General features: G+C 47.4%; 15 protein-coding genes. All 15 read right to left on the bottom strand.

The annotated features are described in order from the left end of the window. Positions 1 to 160: 160 nt before the first annotated feature. Positions 161 to 1,333, bottom strand: a complete 1,173-nt coding sequence (locus tag FYJ39_RS14715) for a Sapep family Mn(2+)-dependent dipeptidase (RefSeq protein WP_407923850.1) — start codon at positions 1,331 to 1,333, stop codon at positions 161 to 163. A gap of 4 nt (positions 1,334 to 1,337) precedes the next feature. Further along, positions 1,338 to 2,318: a N(4)-(beta-N-acetylglucosaminyl)-L-asparaginase gene (locus tag FYJ39_RS14710; RefSeq protein WP_154473218.1), complete on the bottom strand. Its 981-nt coding sequence runs from the start codon at positions 2,316 to 2,318 to the stop codon at positions 1,338 to 1,340. Between the two features lie 15 nt (positions 2,319 to 2,333). After that, a complete protein-coding gene (locus tag FYJ39_RS14705; RefSeq protein WP_154473217.1) occupies positions 2,334 to 2,858 on the bottom strand; it encodes a GrdB-related putative oxidoreductase in 525 nt (174 codons plus the stop codon). 97 nt (positions 2,859 to 2,955) lie between these two features. Beyond that, the gene (gene celB / locus FYJ39_RS14700) at positions 2,956 to 4,290 is read right to left on the bottom strand and encodes a PTS cellobiose transporter subunit IIC (protein ID WP_154473216.1); all 1,335 of its coding nucleotides are present in this window, start codon (positions 4,288 to 4,290) and stop codon (positions 2,956 to 2,958) included. Between the two features lie 65 nt (positions 4,291 to 4,355). Further along, entirely contained in the window at positions 4,356 to 4,676 is a 321-nt protein-coding gene (locus tag FYJ39_RS14695) for a PTS sugar transporter subunit IIB (RefSeq protein ID WP_154473215.1), read from the bottom strand. Positions 4,677 to 4,754: 78 nt separating this feature from the next. Continuing rightward, positions 4,755 to 5,093 carry a PTS lactose/cellobiose transporter subunit IIA gene (locus tag FYJ39_RS14690; RefSeq protein WP_154473214.1) on the bottom strand — a complete coding sequence of 113 codons (339 nt, stop codon included), beginning with the start codon at positions 5,091 to 5,093 and terminating at the stop codon, positions 4,755 to 4,757. Between the two features lie 139 nt (positions 5,094 to 5,232). Continuing rightward, positions 5,233 to 7,152 (bottom strand): BglG family transcription antiterminator, encoded by a 1,920-nt coding sequence (locus FYJ39_RS14685; protein WP_154473213.1) that lies wholly within the window; start codon positions 7,150 to 7,152, stop codon positions 5,233 to 5,235. A 148-nt stretch (positions 7,153 to 7,300) separates the two neighbouring features. Further along, positions 7,301 to 8,395 carry a DUF871 domain-containing protein gene (locus FYJ39_RS14680; protein WP_154473212.1) on the bottom strand — a complete coding sequence of 365 codons (1,095 nt, stop codon included), beginning with the start codon at positions 8,393 to 8,395 and terminating at the stop codon, positions 7,301 to 7,303. A gap of 236 nt (positions 8,396 to 8,631) precedes the next feature. Then, positions 8,632 to 9,609 (bottom strand): choloylglycine hydrolase, encoded by a 978-nt coding sequence (bsh, locus tag FYJ39_RS14675; RefSeq protein ID WP_154473211.1) that lies wholly within the window; start codon positions 9,607 to 9,609, stop codon positions 8,632 to 8,634. A 384-nt stretch (positions 9,610 to 9,993) separates the two neighbouring features. Beyond that, a complete protein-coding gene (bioA, locus tag FYJ39_RS14665; protein WP_154473210.1) occupies positions 9,994 to 11,181 on the bottom strand; it encodes an adenosylmethionine--8-amino-7-oxononanoate transaminase in 1,188 nt (395 codons plus the stop codon). A 20-nt stretch (positions 11,182 to 11,201) separates the two neighbouring features. After that, positions 11,202 to 11,885 (bottom strand): dethiobiotin synthase, encoded by a 684-nt coding sequence (gene bioD / locus FYJ39_RS14660; RefSeq protein WP_154473209.1) that lies wholly within the window; start codon positions 11,883 to 11,885, stop codon positions 11,202 to 11,204. A gap of 14 nt (positions 11,886 to 11,899) precedes the next feature. After that, positions 11,900 to 13,069 carry an 8-amino-7-oxononanoate synthase gene (gene bioF, locus FYJ39_RS20975; protein WP_178258545.1) on the bottom strand — a complete coding sequence of 390 codons (1,170 nt, stop codon included), beginning with the start codon at positions 13,067 to 13,069 and terminating at the stop codon, positions 11,900 to 11,902. A 73-nt stretch (positions 13,070 to 13,142) separates the two neighbouring features. Next, on the bottom strand, positions 13,143 to 13,871 hold the full coding sequence (locus tag FYJ39_RS20970; protein ID WP_328597557.1) for a 6-carboxyhexanoate--CoA ligase: 729 nt from the start codon (positions 13,869 to 13,871) through the stop codon (positions 13,143 to 13,145). Continuing rightward, a complete protein-coding gene (locus FYJ39_RS14650) occupies positions 13,864 to 14,412 on the bottom strand; it encodes a hypothetical protein (protein ID WP_207708706.1) in 549 nt (182 codons plus the stop codon). Before FYJ39_RS14650 ends, FYJ39_RS20970 begins: the two co-directional genes overlap by 8 nt. Then, complete coding sequence (gene bioB, locus FYJ39_RS14645) at positions 14,393 to 15,361, bottom strand: biotin synthase BioB (protein ID WP_154473208.1); 969 nt, start codon at positions 15,359 to 15,361, stop codon at positions 14,393 to 14,395. Before bioB ends, FYJ39_RS14650 begins: the two co-directional genes overlap by 20 nt. Between the last annotated feature and the right edge of the window lie 40 nt (positions 15,362 to 15,401).

Here is a 15,401-nt window from a genome sequence, read left to right as displayed (position 1 = left end):
CGGCTCCATTGATACGCTACTACTCCATCCTATCCCGCACTTTATCAGCTCCGCATTTTATCGCTGCTTCAGCGCTATCTCACTCCGCCAGTACCGCACCTGAACTCTGACTCGTTTCATCCCTCCATAAGCTTTGACTGAGAAGCCATGAGCCAAAGGCCTACAGCTGTGCCAGACGGTACAGGGCCAGTGCATATATTTTTGCGTTGGTCACCAGATCATCCACGCTCATCCACTCATTTGGATTGTGGCTGATTCCCTTCTGGCCCGGAAAACTGGGACCGAATGGGATAATTCCGGGCAGGGCCTTGGCATAGGTGCCGCCGGTGGTGGTCACCGGAGTCCCGTCCATCCCCGTAACCCGTTCATAGCTGTCCTGCATGGCCTTTACCATAGGCGTATCCTTGGCAAATACCACCGGGGCATAGTTCTGAATCAGCTCTGCCTTCAGACCGCAGCTCTCTGCCTTCTTTACAATGGGCTTCATGATTTCCTGAATCGTGATGCCGCCAGGGTAGCATAAGGTGGCGTAAAAAGATACCCCGCTGTCTGCGTTCCCGCCGGATACCAGTCTGTAACCACGCATCTCCATCATACCATATTCTTCATGGTAGTAGTCAATCCCTAATCGATCGCCCGTATTACTGGCACCTATAAAATAATTATTAACAAATTCGAAAAATGTCTCCAGACAATCCCTTGTACCAAGGATGCGCACCACAGCCCTTCCGCGTTCACTGTATACCACAGGATACTTACAGTCCGGTGTAAATCCATAAACGGGAGGCTTTTCTTTTGACAGATAGTACGCAAGATCCTCAAAGCCTGTTTCCTCGTCACAGCCGAAGATGATCCGCACAGGATGCTTTAAGGAAAGCCCCAGCGCCTTGACGGCAGCCAGCCCGTACAGGCAGGCCATGACAGGGCCTTTATTATCTAATACTCCCCTGCTGTATATGATTCCGTCTTCCATATGACCGCTGAAAGGAGAATTCTTCCAGCCCTCTCCCACCGGAACCACATCCACATGCCCTATGGCACAAACATAGTCTTCTCCCCTGCCATAGGAGGCATATCCGATATATCCGTCCAGATTCATGGTCTCAAATCCCAGCTCCCTGCCAATCGCAAGAGCCAGCTCCAGGGCCTCCTTTACCCCGGGGCCAAAGGGAGCCCCTTCTCGGGCCTCCCTTTCCACACTGTCAATACGAACAAGTTTACGTACATGTTCAATCATTTGATCCCGCTTGTCGTCAATATAGTTTAGAAGCTTCCTGTCAATCTGCTCCTGCTTCGACAATCCCACCGGCTCTTTATCTAACTTCCCATCCATATTCCTATTCCTCTATGGGCGCCATACGCGTCTTCATATAGTTTTCCATCCACTCGTTTGATGCTTTTTCGTAGGTGCAGCGGCCGTCTGCGCCGCGGGCAACCAGATACACGGTGGGTTCCAGACTCTCTGTGACCACAGCAAAGGAGAAGCCTTCTATGTTGGTCGCCGCCCCCCATTCGCCCTTTGTATTCATGGCAATAAGGGACAAATCCCCTGCTTCACCCCTGCGCTTTCTAAGCTCCTCGTCAAGGCGGTTCACTGCTGTCTCACAGGCCTCCTGAGGGTGCATACCCTCTCCCATAAGCCGAACGATTTCATAGGAAATACAGCCCTTCATCAGATCCTCACCCAGACCAGTGGCGCTGGCAGCTCCTATCTTGCTGTCCGCATAGAATCCGGATCCGGATATGGGCGAATCCCCTACCCTCCCCTTTTTCTTCATGAAGAGACCGCTGGTGGAGGTTGCCGCTGTCATTTTTCCGGTCATATCCAGGCAGGCCATACCCACAGTATCGTGGCCGGAGTAGGGCTTAAGCTTCTGAGAGGCCGCCTGAATAGCTGCCTGAGAAGACATCTCTTTTAATCGTTTCCTGTAGTGGGCTTTGGCGCGATCTGTCAGCATGTTCTTACGCTCAAATCCCTCTTTGTGGGCGAATTTTTCTGCACCTTCCGCCACCAGTACGTTGTTGACCTTTTCATGGCTTAAGCGTCTGGCGATAGACACCGGATTGGCAAAGTCCTTGATGGCAGCAACAGCGCCAATATCCAGGGTATTTCCATCCATAAAGGCTGCGTCCATTTCCACTTCCATTTCCTCATTTGGCAGCCCGCCGTAGCCGACAGATTTATAGTAAGGAAAATCCTCCACTTCCCGGACGGCGGACTCTATGGCATCCCCTGCGTCCCCACCGTTCTTCAGAATTTTTGCTCCTTTAGTGATTCCCTCCACTGCCATACGCCAGGTTGCAATCATACCCCACATCCTATCTATCCTCCTCTATCTGAAACAGAATTTATTTTCCAGCTCCGTAGTATCGTTGCCGTCAGCCAGTGCCTTTGCCAGCATGCACATATTATTAAGTGCGTCATTCAGTCCCATGCCGCCTTTTTTCGGTGTCTCTACAATAGCCACCTTATCCTTGTATGCTGTGATGGTATCCTCGTTTTCAACGGACATGGCAGCAAATGCTTTTGCCGTTGTGGTGGCATTAATGTCACAGGCCACCTTGGCGCACATGCTGGCATAATCTGCGTAGTTAAAGGCGGGACCGCACATGACCACATCCGGCTTAAGTTTGTTCACCATGGCGCAGAGCTTACGGCTGACCTCCTCCGGGTCAGCCAGGAAGGTTCCATTGCCGCAGCACAGGCAGGCTGTCACATGGCCGTCCACCTGCTTTAAAAAGGGTTCCATCATAACTGCGGGACCGATGGGTTCCTTTTTGCCTGTAAGGGGAACCATTGTATCATCTTTTGTTCCAAGACCAGACTGTATCTGATCATATATCATAATAACTTTCATTATCTTCACCTCGTATTATTGTACCCACGTTGGGATCATCAAAGGAAAGCTGTCAAAGGCTGGGCCATCAATGACAGGATTGTCAAAGGCAGATGTCCTACAGGTCGTCAAAGGAAAGGTCATCAAAATCAATGTCATCATCATCTGATTTCTCACTAGCCTTGGCTTCATCTTCCAGGTACTGTTTATCCATCATCTTAATAAATGGCATGTAGATGAATACGCCAAGTATGAGAAGCAGAAGCTGCAGCACAGCCCCCTGCCATCCTGTTGCCAGGAAGCCTGAGAGTACCACAGGCATGGTCCATGGAATTGCCACTCCGCTGCAAAGAGGAACCAGACCAATGCTCATGCAAAAATAAGAAATCACAATATTTATAGTCGGCACCAGCATGAAGGGAATGATAATCATTGGGTTCAGTACGATAGGAAGGCCGAACACAATAGGCTCATTGATGCCAAACACGCCGGGGATAAAAGCCAGCTTGCCTAATTCCTTGATACGCTTGGAGCGGCAGAACAGAAGCATTGCAATCAGCAGCGACAGCGTGGAGCCACATCCGCCAAAGGTTGCGAACAAATCCTGGAACTGCTGGGATATGATATTGGGCAGCGGCTGACCTGCCTGGAACGCAGCCAGGTTGTCGGCAGACAAGGTCTGAAGGATGGGATTGAACACCGCGCCCACCACAGAACCGCCGTTCACTCCAAAGAACCAGAAGAAATGAAGGAAAATATATGCGATTACCATGGCCGGAAGTGTATTACCCAGCTTTAAAAGCGGCGTCTGCAAAATGGTAAAAATAAAGTTGAAAGCGCTCTTATAGGGTGTCAGCGCAAACACAATATTCAGGATAAAGAACACCAGTATGGATACACCGGCAGGAATCAAGGCTGAAAATGACTTTGATACCGTAGGAGGAACACCGTCAGGCATTTTGATGACCCAGCCCTTTTTGTTCACCCATGCATAGATGTGGACTGACAAAAAGGCTACGATAATTCCCACAAAGATACCCTTGGAGCCTACCCAGTTTAATGGGATTCCTGTAACAGGGGAACCGCCGTCCACAAGAATCTCATAAGGCATGATGAGGAACCAGCTCACCAGAGCAATGGCTGCGCCGAACAGCTTATCTACCTTCATCTGCTCCGAGAAGGAATAGCCGACACCTATTATGGCCAGTACAGCCATGATAGAGAAGGTGGCGTCTGTGGGCTTGGAAAAGTAGGACGCCCAGTTGTCCCCAAAAAACCGGGCCCAAAAATCCGTCCATCCCGGTATAGGGAAGTTGGCAATCAGCAGGAAAAAGGATCCTACAATTAAGAGCGGCATGGACAGCAGGAAGCCGTCACGAATAGCAATCAGATATTTATTTTTTCCGATTTTCTCTGCCAGAGGCATAAGTACAGACTCCAACTTACGTAACATATTTCATATTCCCCCATTTCAATTATAATATTTTACAGCAGAACGGTACGAATTTGTCACTCTAGCTATTTAGCTGATTTCATGAGCTTGATAGCAGACTTCAGTACCTTCTCACCGTTCATCATGCCGTAATCCGTCTGGTCGATAACCTGAATCGGGATTCCCCTGTCGCCATACTTTTCTACAATTTCACCATAGCGGTATTTAACCTGGGGTCCTAAAAGAATCACATCCGGGCGCTTCTCGTCAATAATCTGTCCAATTTTTCCGTCCGGGAACGCTTCCACTTCAATGGGAAGGTCATGGGAATCAGCTACACTCTGCATCTTGCTTGCCAGCATACTGGTGGACATTCCTGCGCTGCAAAATAAATATACTCGTTTCATAATGAAACCCTCCTTGATATATATAGTTTCCTTTTATTGTTTCTGTTTTTCCCAATAGGTAAATCCCTGTGTCTATCCTTACCATTTTTCCAGCTTTTTCTCCAGCGCTGCGATTTTTTCATAGCTGGCAATCATCTCTTCTGCAATGATTTTGAAGCCTTCCGCGCTCATGAGCTGATCTTCTGCATGAACCAGAATCAGGGAACCTCCTACCTGCTCTCCCTGGGCTTCCTTTTGAATCAGCTCAAAATGGGCTTCATGACCCACTAAGAACATCTTTTGTCCTGTCTTGATGCATTCCCTGGCGCCTTCAAAGTCCCCCTGCTTTGCTTTCTGGATTGCTTCGATGTAGCTGGAACGCGCACCCCCTACATTAGAGATGATTTTGAAGCAAATCATTTCTAATCCCTCTGCCATATTTAGTGCCTCCTTACTATTTTTGAAAAGAGAAAATGCAACAAAATCATTCTGTTTGCTGCATTTTTATTAAGTTGCCTTAATTATAAGGCAGTTATTCACTTTTTTCCTTAAAGGCATTTCCTAGCTGTTAGGAAATTCAAACCATAATTCTATCAATAAATTCCTCATAGCTGCATGGAGACACTAATTTTACCAGCTCCTCCGGATGGTTCACCACATTGGACACCCAGTCAAAGAATATTTTAATCATTCTGGCATCACCCTCGTTGATGGCAAAAAGCATTACCATACGTACCTCAAAGGCCCCCCATTTCACCGGATTCTTAAGCTGTGCCACAGCGATGGTGGAATTGCTGGCAAAGGCGCCAAAGGCATGGGGAATGGCAAAGGTGTTCACAAAGGAGGTAGGTGACATCTGCTCTCTCTTTAAGACCACTTCTGTAAATTCAGATTCCACGATGCCTTCTCTTTCCAGGCCTGCGCACAGCATACGGATGATTTTCTCCGGCTGATTCATGTCCACCTGGGTATAATAATGCTCCTTGCGTATCAGGTTTCCGATCTGAGATGTGAATTCCAGCCGGAAGCCCTTCTTGTCCAGCCGGTTGATGGCCTGGAGAATTTTTGATTCTGTCTCCGAATCCACGAACAGGTTGATGGAGACCGTCTCCACATTCAGTCCATGTTCCAGGGGAAAGGTGCTAAGAAGCAGATCCGGATCCAGGGCAGACACCTCGTCCTCTTCAAAATAGCCGAATACCTTTACCACCTCCATCCTTTCCCGAAACATGCCAGATATCTTCTTCACACACATATCAGAAAAGGACTGGTTGTGAGGCAGAATCATGATAGCCCTGTATTTTCTTACGGAGTTCATGCGTTCACTGGCAGCTCCCAGGTGAAGGGCAATGTAGCAGCTCTCCACATCCGATACGGGACGTCCCAGCTTCTGCTCCAGAAACTCCAGAACATAAATTCCCATTTCAAAGACAAGGGGATATTTGCGCTTGATTTCCTCCACGAATACATCCTCCATCCGCACCTGGTTCTTAACACGTTCGATAAGTCCGTGAAAATGCATCTTAAGTCCTGCCATCAGATCCGCATCCTGCCTGAAATCCACGCCAAACAGAGCATAGACCTTTTCCAGAGCCTCGGTCACCAGCTTCCTGGTATTCAGCCACTTTCCATTATAATTGACAAAATCGCTGGTGTAATTGGAAGCCCGTCTGCCCATGATTACCAGGGCAAACATGCCCACCTCGCCGTCGTGGACCGTTATGTGCAGCCTCTTGGAAATGCGGTTAAAGAAGGTCTTGGATATTTGGTATTCGATGGTTTCCTCCAACCCCTGCATCCCCTCCTCCATATTGATGTAATTGGCGCAGTTCATCCGTTCAATGCTGGTCCCTGCATGGAGAATCAGCATGGGGAACATGGATTCATGGATGGAATAATCATATTCCTTCAGCACCTCCACAAAGATATCCTTAACCTCAATCAGGTTAAAGCTTCTGTAGAGATGGGCCAGGGTGTTCAGGTTTAGGAAGTTCTCATGCACCTCTGCCACCAGCAAATCCCTATAGAAACGGCGTTTGCTGGCCTCGTCCCCCTGTAAGGATATACATTCCTTATTCCGCACCAGCTTAAGGCCGCTGTAAGGCTCCAGCATCTTGCGTATGCGCTTTAAATCATTATCAATGGAATATTCACTGACATAAATCTGACTCTGGAGCATGGTAAGGTTCAGCTCCTTTACTTCAAAAAGCAGCCTTTGTATCATATATGCACAGCGGGCTCCGGGAGTCTGTGGAATGTCCGCCTCCCTCATCTCTGCCCCGGATGCCAGAACAGGCCGTGCACCCTCGCACAGCCTGTATCCCTGGCGCACATTGGACTCAATGGGCGGCGGGTTCATGTGCTTGTTGATTACCTCCACATCGGAACGAATGGTTCGATCAGATACCTGCAGAAGGCCAGCCAGCTGACGGCTGGTCATCCAGCTCCCCCGCTCTGACAATATGGCAAGCAGCTGCTCCCGTCTTTTGTTCTGCATGGTTAAAACTCCTTTTTACATCTGTCATAGCAGATTTTATACAATACTCGCTTTATATGATACAATCCATATACAATATCAGTATTATACGGTATATAATGCCAATCTTATCAGTCCTATAAAATACCAGCCTTATATGATACCAAAATCATACGATACAGAACGCGAACACCTTTAAGGGTTCAATATAATCCAACAGGACGTGCTCGTAATCCGGCAGATGTCCAATGACATTCTTACGGCCATCATTGGGCATTGCCTTTGTGACAATATGGAGCTCACCCTTATATTTCAGGTAACCGTCATTGAGTATAACCACATCGCCCCGCTTTAAGTCCCTGGTGTTGGCAGCCGGAATAGACTGATCCGCAAATGTCTCCCTAGGCCAGGTGGAGCGGATCATGTATTCGCTCATATCACCCCTTACCACATGCTTTGGCTCATAGTACAGAATCTGCTTTTCTATCCCGGTCAGTTCCTTCTCCAGCTTAATTCCAAAGGTAAGGATGCTGGCATTAATTGCTGTACAGGCCTTAAGTTCCTCGTCCGTAGCATATGCATTGGCAATCAGCACATCATCCACCATTCCTGTGGCAAACATGTGCCGTACCTGGAAATCCAATGGAAGGCCACGGTGCATTTCCAGGGTACAGAGTCCTTCATTTACAGGCCATGGACCGTAAGCGCCCGAAGCATTGCTGGATACGAACGCAGCTACCCTAAGCCCCAGTGATTTCATCTTGTCATTGCACCGGTTAAAATGCTTCAGGCTCAGTCCCGTAAATTTCTGCGGATAAAAATTATGGCAGGTAATTAGTTTCTCACGGTTCGGATGGTGATCCATGATATTCTCCACATACACCAGCTTAGAACTGGCATTCAACTCGACCTTAAGTCCTTGAGGATTATACGTCATAAGACTTTCCTTCATGCCGTCAAAGCCCTCGTCCAGCCGGATGCCATCCACATGCATTTCCTGGAACACAGACAGATCCTCATAAGAAATGCCCATCCGGGAAAATACAGCAGGGTTCACATCCGGGATGATTTCCATGCCGCAGGCATGGGCCTGGTCAGCCAGACGGCGAAACTGCTTGATGATTTTCTCCCTGCTCTTTTCACCAACGCTTAAAAGGCAGGTAAAAATCCTCTTGTAACCTAGTTTACCTGCCTTTCTAATATACGCTATATCCTGTTCTTCATTAGAATGCTCCGGATAAATAGAGATACCTAATTTTGCCATAATAACCCCTCTTTCCTGATTTGAACTGGGAAGCAGTTCTTAGAACCTTAACTATAGCCTGTCAGCAGAGGATTCCGCCGTAAATCTGTTTCCTAACAGCTAGGAAACGCTCCACCCCTAATTTATTCTTCACCGAATTTTAACATAATAAACTTATCTTGATAACTAGTGCATAAACCCATAATTCTCAAGGCGGGTTTTAGGATTGGAAGAAACGTTATTACATACACTCTTTATCATCCATTCTGTATCAGGATCTGTTCGCCCTGAATCAGCGGATACCTTGCCAGCAAATTGCCGTCTAAATTTTCTCTGTACATATCCACCGCCGTAATCTGATGATTCCCGTATGTGGTATAGTAATATATCCCCCTATCTGTATTGCAGCAGGAGGTGTAAATCGTGATTTCAAATTTTCCGTCTCCTACCTCGCAGCATCCTCGAATCTGGCCTACCGAACCAAGGATATGAAAAAACTGACTGATACTTTCTGCTTCGGAATCTCCGGAAATTGAATTCAGTTTCGAAAAAGCTGCCCGTATAAAACGGGACTGGGAGGACCAATCTCCCGGCAATCCCAGAGCGCCCATCCCACGGCTGTAGGCTTTCAAAGACAGCTTGCTGGAAAAATGATTTTCTGGATCGTTTGCAGATAACTGCATAAAATTATTCAACTGGAACATCTGCATGTTAAACGGCGGGTTATTCGTCAACACGCCGGCAGGGTTATTGTAAACCCGAATTCCTTCCTTTACTGCTTCCAGTGTAATCGCTTCATATCGATCCGCAATCAGCCAGTGAAGCTGAGCCAGAGGCAGCCTTTCATTAAAGGGAGTATCAAGCAAATTGATTCTCTCCAAAAGCATCCTTGCCTCCTGTACCGAAGAACATTGGCCTAAAATCCAAGGAATCAGTTCAAACTGGGCTACATTATCCCTATGTGGGACTGCTTTCCTGTAATATGCATTTCCAACAAAATTCAATCCGGCTATGCCCAGTCCCTTCTCATTCACCGCATCATAATACAGAGGATACTGCTCCATGACATAAGCCATCCCGATTATAGCGTAATGATGTTTCATTTCTCCCATCATACGGAAATGAAATGGGTAATTACGGGGCGTTATGGTAACTTCGTCACAATAAGAAAACTCATAATCCAGTGTGCGTCCAAAATAGAAATCCTTTGTTTGATAGGTTGCTGCTGTGCACATAAATTCTACCTCCTAATTCATCGCGCGCCAAACGTGGGCTTCTTTAAGCATCCAAGCATACTCCGCACCATAACTTTGTCAAAAGCCATTTCAGGGACATGCTTACCTTTATCGGGCCACTGCATAGGCAATCTGTGGCTTTCCGGTTCCTGCGGGGCTGCCAGCAGAAGGCCATAAGCGGGAAGCCTATGGGTAGGTACATCTGTATGATAGTATCCATTATCCGCTGTTTTACCCGTTCCATACCGTAAACATTCTTCATCCAGGATTCGACGCGCTTCCTGCGGGTCTCTTGCTTTAAGAATCATTGTTCCGCTGAATGTTTATCATGATGGAAAGGGCAGCATGGAAGGATCTGTTTTTATACTCTTACACATGTATGCTTCAAACCAGAAACCAGTCTCTCATGCATTTCAGCACCTGCACCAGTTGTTCTTCCTCAATTACATAAGGCACCATAGCATACATATAATTTAAGAAAGGACGGCTGAATACACCTCTCTGATAAGCAAACTCCTGATATCCTTTGAGATCTGCTCTGTCCTTCAATTCCACACAAACGCATCCGCCCATGATGCGGACTTGTCTGATACGCGGATCAGCAAAGCCTTCCATCTCACGGCGTGTAATCCTCTCTATTTTCTTAATTCTATCCAAATAGCGACCATTTTCAAACAGTTCAATGGATTTGAGCGCAACGCTGCAAGCAAGCGCGTTTCCCATAAAGGTCGGGCCATGCATCAACGCATGATCCGGGTTATCGCTGTAGAATCCGTCAAAAATACGATGATTGGCAACTGTAGCTGCATGACCGATATAGCCTCCGGTCAGAGCCTTCCCCAACACCAGAATATCGGGCAGCACCAGATCGGCCACAAAGCGGTTGCCGGTACGTCCAAATCCCGTTGCCACCTCGTCGAAGATCAACAACACATCATACTGGTCGCAAAGCTCCCTGGCTCTCTTCAGGAAAGAAATGTCGTACATCCTCATACCGCCTGCGCCCTGCAGCAGAGGCTCCACAATAAAGCAGTAAAATTCCTCACCATGCTTTTTAAATGCTTCCTCCAGAGCAGGTATCTCAGTCGGAATGTGAAAAACCCCCTTTTTCTTAGTAAGGATTGCATGATAGTCCTCATCATCTCCCACCTCCATGGTCTTAAATGTATCGCCATGGTAGGCATGTTCCAGTGACAATACTATGTTTCGCTTACTTCCCCTGTTAATATTGAATTGAAGAGCCATTTTCAGAGCGACTTCCACCGCAACGCTTCCTGAGTCAGAAAAGAAACAGTAATCCAAATCACCAGGCAGCCATTCCTCCAGCCTGGCAGAGAGTTTTTGAACCGGCTCATGGGTCAACCCGCCCATCATAACATGAGCAAATCGATCCAACTGTCCTTTGATTGCCTCATTCAGCGCCGGATTTTTGTATCCGTGAATCACGCTCCACCAGGAGGATACAGAATCAATCAGCTTCTGTTCTTTCGTATACAGATACACTCCTTCGGCATCGACAATGTTATAGGGCTGTTTCATCGTCTTCATTTGTACATAGGGATACCAGATCATATTTATCTTTCACCTTTCCATTATTCGTAAAGAGCTGCCAGAACGTCTGCATTTATGTCCAGTTCTGTATCGCTGTCCTGCACGCAGGCAAGCACCTTCAGTCCGGTCATATACTCACACATCCCTTTGTTATCTTCTTCCATCACATTACCAGGATGATAGTGGTTGAAAATAATACCCTTCACCGGCAGGCCGTGACTGCGCATATACTCTACGGTCAGTACCACGCTGTTGATGGTTCCCAGCCCGGCATCCGCTACAATCAGGCTGGACAGCCCCAGCTCCTTCACCACATCTTCCAGTTGAATCTTTGCCTCGTCAAAACAGAGCGGGCAGAGAATGCCTCCGCTTCCTTCCATGGTCACATAATCATACGTTTCGCATACTGCTTCAAAGCGCTTCTTTACCACATCCATCTGCACCGGGTTGCCCTCTATTCGGGATGCCAGATGCGGGGAATACGCATTTTCATAAATATAGGGACACATTTCGGACAGTTCCTGCGAGATACCGGAGATATTTTTTACCCACAAGGCATCACCCGGGATCAGACTTCCATCCTCCCGGCGATCATTCCCGCTCATGGCCGCCTTATAGTATGCCGCTTTCCATCCATTGCTTGCCAGCTTTTTTACAATCAGTCCGGCAACATATGTTTTCCCAATATCAGTTCCGGTACCGGTAATAAATAGTTTCCTGTTCATCTTATACCTCTTCTTCATCTTTCATTCGCATTCATCATACAGGCCGCCAGAGCATCTGCCAATCCATCTATCTCTTTTGGGGTATGGGAAGACATCAGCGTAATCCTCAGTCTGGCGCTGCCTTTTGCCACAGTTGGATAGCGAATAGCAGAAATATAATAGCTGCGCTGCTTTAACAATTCCATAATTTCCATTGCTCTGCCTTCATCCCCAATAATGACCGGAATGATTGCCGTCTCGGAAAATGCATTGATTCCTCGTTTCTTTAAAGCCTCGCAGCAGTAACGTATATTATCCTGAAGCTTTCTTACCCGCTGGGGACATTCCATAATCTGCCGGATTCCCTGTATGGAGGCGGCCATAGACACCGGTGAAAGGGCAGTAGAAAAGAGAAAGCTTCTGGCCTTGTTAATCAGATATTGAATTAAAGTATGGGAACCGCAGACAAAACCGCCTTCACTGCCTATTGATTTGCTTAAGGTTCCCATCAGCACATCCACAGAACCTTCCATGCTGTAGTACTCTTCCGTTCCTCGCCCAGTCGCTCCGATCACACCGGTCGCATGTGCTTCGTCAATCATAGACAACAGTTCGTAACGGTTGGCCAGTTCTACCAGTCCTGGCAGATTCACAATATCACCGTCCATACTGAACACTCCGTCACTGACAATCAATCCACAGCGGCCAGGATTAGCCCTGATTTTTTTCTCAAGATCTTTCATATCATTATGGCGGTATATCACCAGATCCGCTTTCGACAGCCTGCAGCCGTCAATAATACTTGCATGATTGAGTTCATCGCTGTATATAACATCTCCCTTCCTTGTCAGGGCAGATATTATGCCTGCATTAGCCATGTATCCTGTATTAAATACCAGTGCGGCTTCCCGCTTTTTTAATGCAGCAATAACAGCTTCCAGCTGTATATGAATACGCGACGTTCCCGTAGTCAGCCGCGAACCGCCTGAACCAATGCCATACTCATCCATCACGCCAGCAGCGTATTCCTTCACCTTTGAATCATTGCACATATCCAGATAACTATTGGAAGAAAACAGGTACCGTTGTTCTCCTTCCACCATCACTTGTGTGCTCTGGGCCGAATCAAATATCGTCATATTTCGGAACAGATTCTTTTCTTTTAAAAGCTCCAGTTCCTTTTCCATTCTGCTCCATTTACTCATGCTCTGTTACCTCTCTTATCCAGAACCTCCAGGGGTTTGAGAAACTCTGAAAGCTGCATAAATGCTTACCCCATTAGATCCGCACCAGCATTTTTTGCTGTTCCAGAAAATGGATACAGTCGGCTGCTTCTTCTGTGGATCCCCGGAACAGAAAGATCCTTCCCCCATCCGGGCATCCGCCCTCCTTCAGTTTTGTGATCCGCACATACCCCAGCTCCTTTGATGCGAAATAACCGGTTACGTAATCCGGATCATCAGAGATACACAATTCCCCGATAATATTTTTGTGATTGGCTACCTTAGTGGCGAGTATCAGAGCCTCTTTAAAATGGTTCTTTTGTGATCTGTCGTCACTGTTATCCTCCACATCCATATAAGTAGCGCGGATGCCCCGGTCATGGTTCGGTTCCAGGCGTTCCATGGTATCTACGTTTAGCAGTATTGCCCCGCGCATCCCCCAGGTATCCTCCATTTTTGCTAATATCTGCTCACTGTTTCCAATACCTGATTTTTTCAAAAGTTCTGCAAGCTTTAACCGGCCCTCTGCGGCCGTATTAACCTCACAGGTAGATACAGGCAGCGCATCCACGACCATCACATCCTCCTGAGAAACTTTTTCTATCTTAAGATTGATCAAATCCGCCCTTCCTTTTGCATGGTGCAGAGCCCTCTCCAGAAGCTGCCTGCAGATAGTATCCAATTTATCCTCCATTACGATTTTTTCCGCTCCGGAAATATGCTGATCTCTGCCATTTTCTTTTCGACTGGCGCGCATCTTCACACTATACAAATCTTTATTCACAACTGGCCTCCCCGACTTTCTTTTCGTACAGCTGCGCCCCGCTCTTTGACAGTACTCTGCGCAGTACCGGTTCCATCGCCGATGCACAAACCGCCGTAAAAATCATGCCCGGCACAGCAGCTGCCAGGAGCGGCATTACAGGTACCTTCAACATCACTGCCAACACGAATCTGGCACATCCCGTTCCAATCGGGCCGGACGCCGGAATGGAAAACTTTCTGACCGGACATTTGGTCACAATCAATCCTGCTGCTATACGGAACACCATGGCAACCAACACATTCCAAATAGTGTGAGTTCCTAACAGCAGCTGAATGATACTGGAACAGATTCCAATGATCAGATATCGCTTAAATCCGACCATGGCTGCCAGACATACCGCATAAGGCGCCGATAACTGAAATTCTGCTCCCGGAAAAAGAGAAGGAAGCTTAATCATGCCCAAAGCCACCAGAATAGCTGTGAAAACCCCATCCAGCGCTATTCTCTGAAGGGAAGATGCCCCCCCTTTTTTTCTCAAATTACTGCAGACGCACTTCATAACCCATCCCCTTTAACAGCTTCATATCGGTTTCAACCGTAATTCCTGCAGTTGTCAGCATATCTCCGGAAATGGCGGCATTTGCACCGCTTGCAAAACATTGTTTCCCTTTATCTTCTATCAATCCCCGACCACCGGCCAGACGGATATCCCCGTCCGGAATCAGAAAACGGAAGATTGCAACGACCCGGCACAATTCATCATTGCTCAATACGCGGTTGTTCTCATAGGGTGTGCCAGGGATAGGATTCAGTAAGTTCACCGGAACTGACTTTACCCCCAGCTCCCTGGCAGTCAAAGCCATATCAATTCTGTCTTCCATTGTTTCCCCCAGCCCGATAATGCCACCGGAGCAGACGGATAATCCGGCACGCTGTGCCGCCTTTAAGGTCTCAATTTTCTCATCGTAGGTATGAGTGGTACAGACCCTGGCAAAATAACGTCTGGAGGATTCAAGATTACAGTGTACGCGAGAAGCCCCCGCATCCTTGAGCTTTTTAAACTGCGTTTCCCCCAGCAGTCCAAAAGACACGCAGACCTCAATTTCGGTCTCTTTTCTGATCTGGCGGATACTTTCACAAACCCGATCCACCTCTTTGTCTGACAGACGCCTGCCGGAAGTAACAATCGAATACCGAAGCACACCCTGGTCTTCATTTTGTTTTGCGCCGGCCAGCAGTTCTTCTGTAGACAACAGCGGATAGCTGTCTTTCAGGGAAGTGTGATAATGCATACTTTGGGCGCAATACTTGCAGTCCTCGGAACATTTTCCGCACTTTCCATTAATAATTGTACACATATCAAAGCGATTTCCACAGAAATGCGCTCTCAGCTGATCAGCCGCCTGCCTCAGCTCCTGAAAAGGAGTTCCCACCAGCTTTAACGCCTCGTCTCTGGTAATTTCTTCTCCTGCTAATATCTTATTTTTTAATTCTGATACAATACTCATAAGGCAGCTTCCTTTCGTATGTAAACCTTTTTGCTTTTAT

This window comes from Clostridium porci, from assembly GCF_009696375.1.
Classification (GTDB): domain Bacteria; phylum Bacillota; class Clostridia; order Lachnospirales; family Lachnospiraceae; genus Enterocloster; species Enterocloster porci.
Note: the sequence above shows the minus strand (reverse complement) of the source record. Positions and strands in the feature narration are given on the sequence as shown.

Bases quoted from the DNA above. Each gene is read 5' to 3' on its own strand.
- FYJ39_RS14685 (WP_154473213.1), bottom strand. From the start codon at position 7,152: ATGCAGAACAAAAGACGGGAGCAGCTGCTTGCCATATTGTCAGAGCGG.
- bsh (WP_154473211.1), bottom strand. From the start codon at position 9,609: ATGTGCACAGCAGCAACCTATCAAACAAAGGATTTCTATTTTGGACGC.
- FYJ39_RS14690 (WP_154473214.1), bottom strand. From the start codon at position 5,093: ATGGCAGAGGGATTAGAAATGATTTGCTTCAAAATCATCTCTAATGTA.
- FYJ39_RS14705 (WP_154473217.1), bottom strand. From the start codon at position 2,858: ATGAAAGTTATTATGATATATGATCAGATACAGTCTGGTCTTGGAACA.
- FYJ39_RS14710 (WP_154473218.1), bottom strand. From the start codon at position 2,318: ATGTGGGGTATGATTGCAACCTGGCGTATGGCAGTGGAGGGAATCACT.
- bioB (WP_154473208.1), bottom strand. From the start codon at position 15,361: ATGAGTATTGTATCAGAATTAAAAAATAAGATATTAGCAGGAGAAGAA.
- FYJ39_RS14695 (WP_154473215.1), bottom strand. From the start codon at position 4,676: ATGAAACGAGTATATTTATTTTGCAGCGCAGGAATGTCCACCAGTATG.
- celB (WP_154473216.1), bottom strand. From the start codon at position 4,290: ATGTTACGTAAGTTGGAGTCTGTACTTATGCCTCTGGCAGAGAAAATC.
- bioD (WP_154473209.1), bottom strand. From the start codon at position 11,885: ATGAACAGGAAACTATTTATTACCGGTACCGGAACTGATATTGGGAAA.
- bioF (WP_178258545.1), bottom strand. From the start codon at position 13,069: ATGAGTAAATGGAGCAGAATGGAAAAGGAACTGGAGCTTTTAAAAGAA.
- FYJ39_RS14650 (WP_207708706.1), bottom strand. From the start codon at position 14,412: ATGAAGTGCGTCTGCAGTAATTTGAGAAAAAAAGGGGGGGCATCTTCC.
- bioA (WP_154473210.1), bottom strand. From the start codon at position 11,181: ATGATCTGGTATCCCTATGTACAAATGAAGACGATGAAACAGCCCTAT.
- FYJ39_RS14715 (WP_407923850.1), bottom strand. From the start codon at position 1,333: ATGGATGGGAAGTTAGATAAAGAGCCGGTGGGATTGTCGAAGCAGGAG.
- FYJ39_RS14680 (WP_154473212.1), bottom strand. From the start codon at position 8,395: ATGGCAAAATTAGGTATCTCTATTTATCCGGAGCATTCTAATGAAGAA.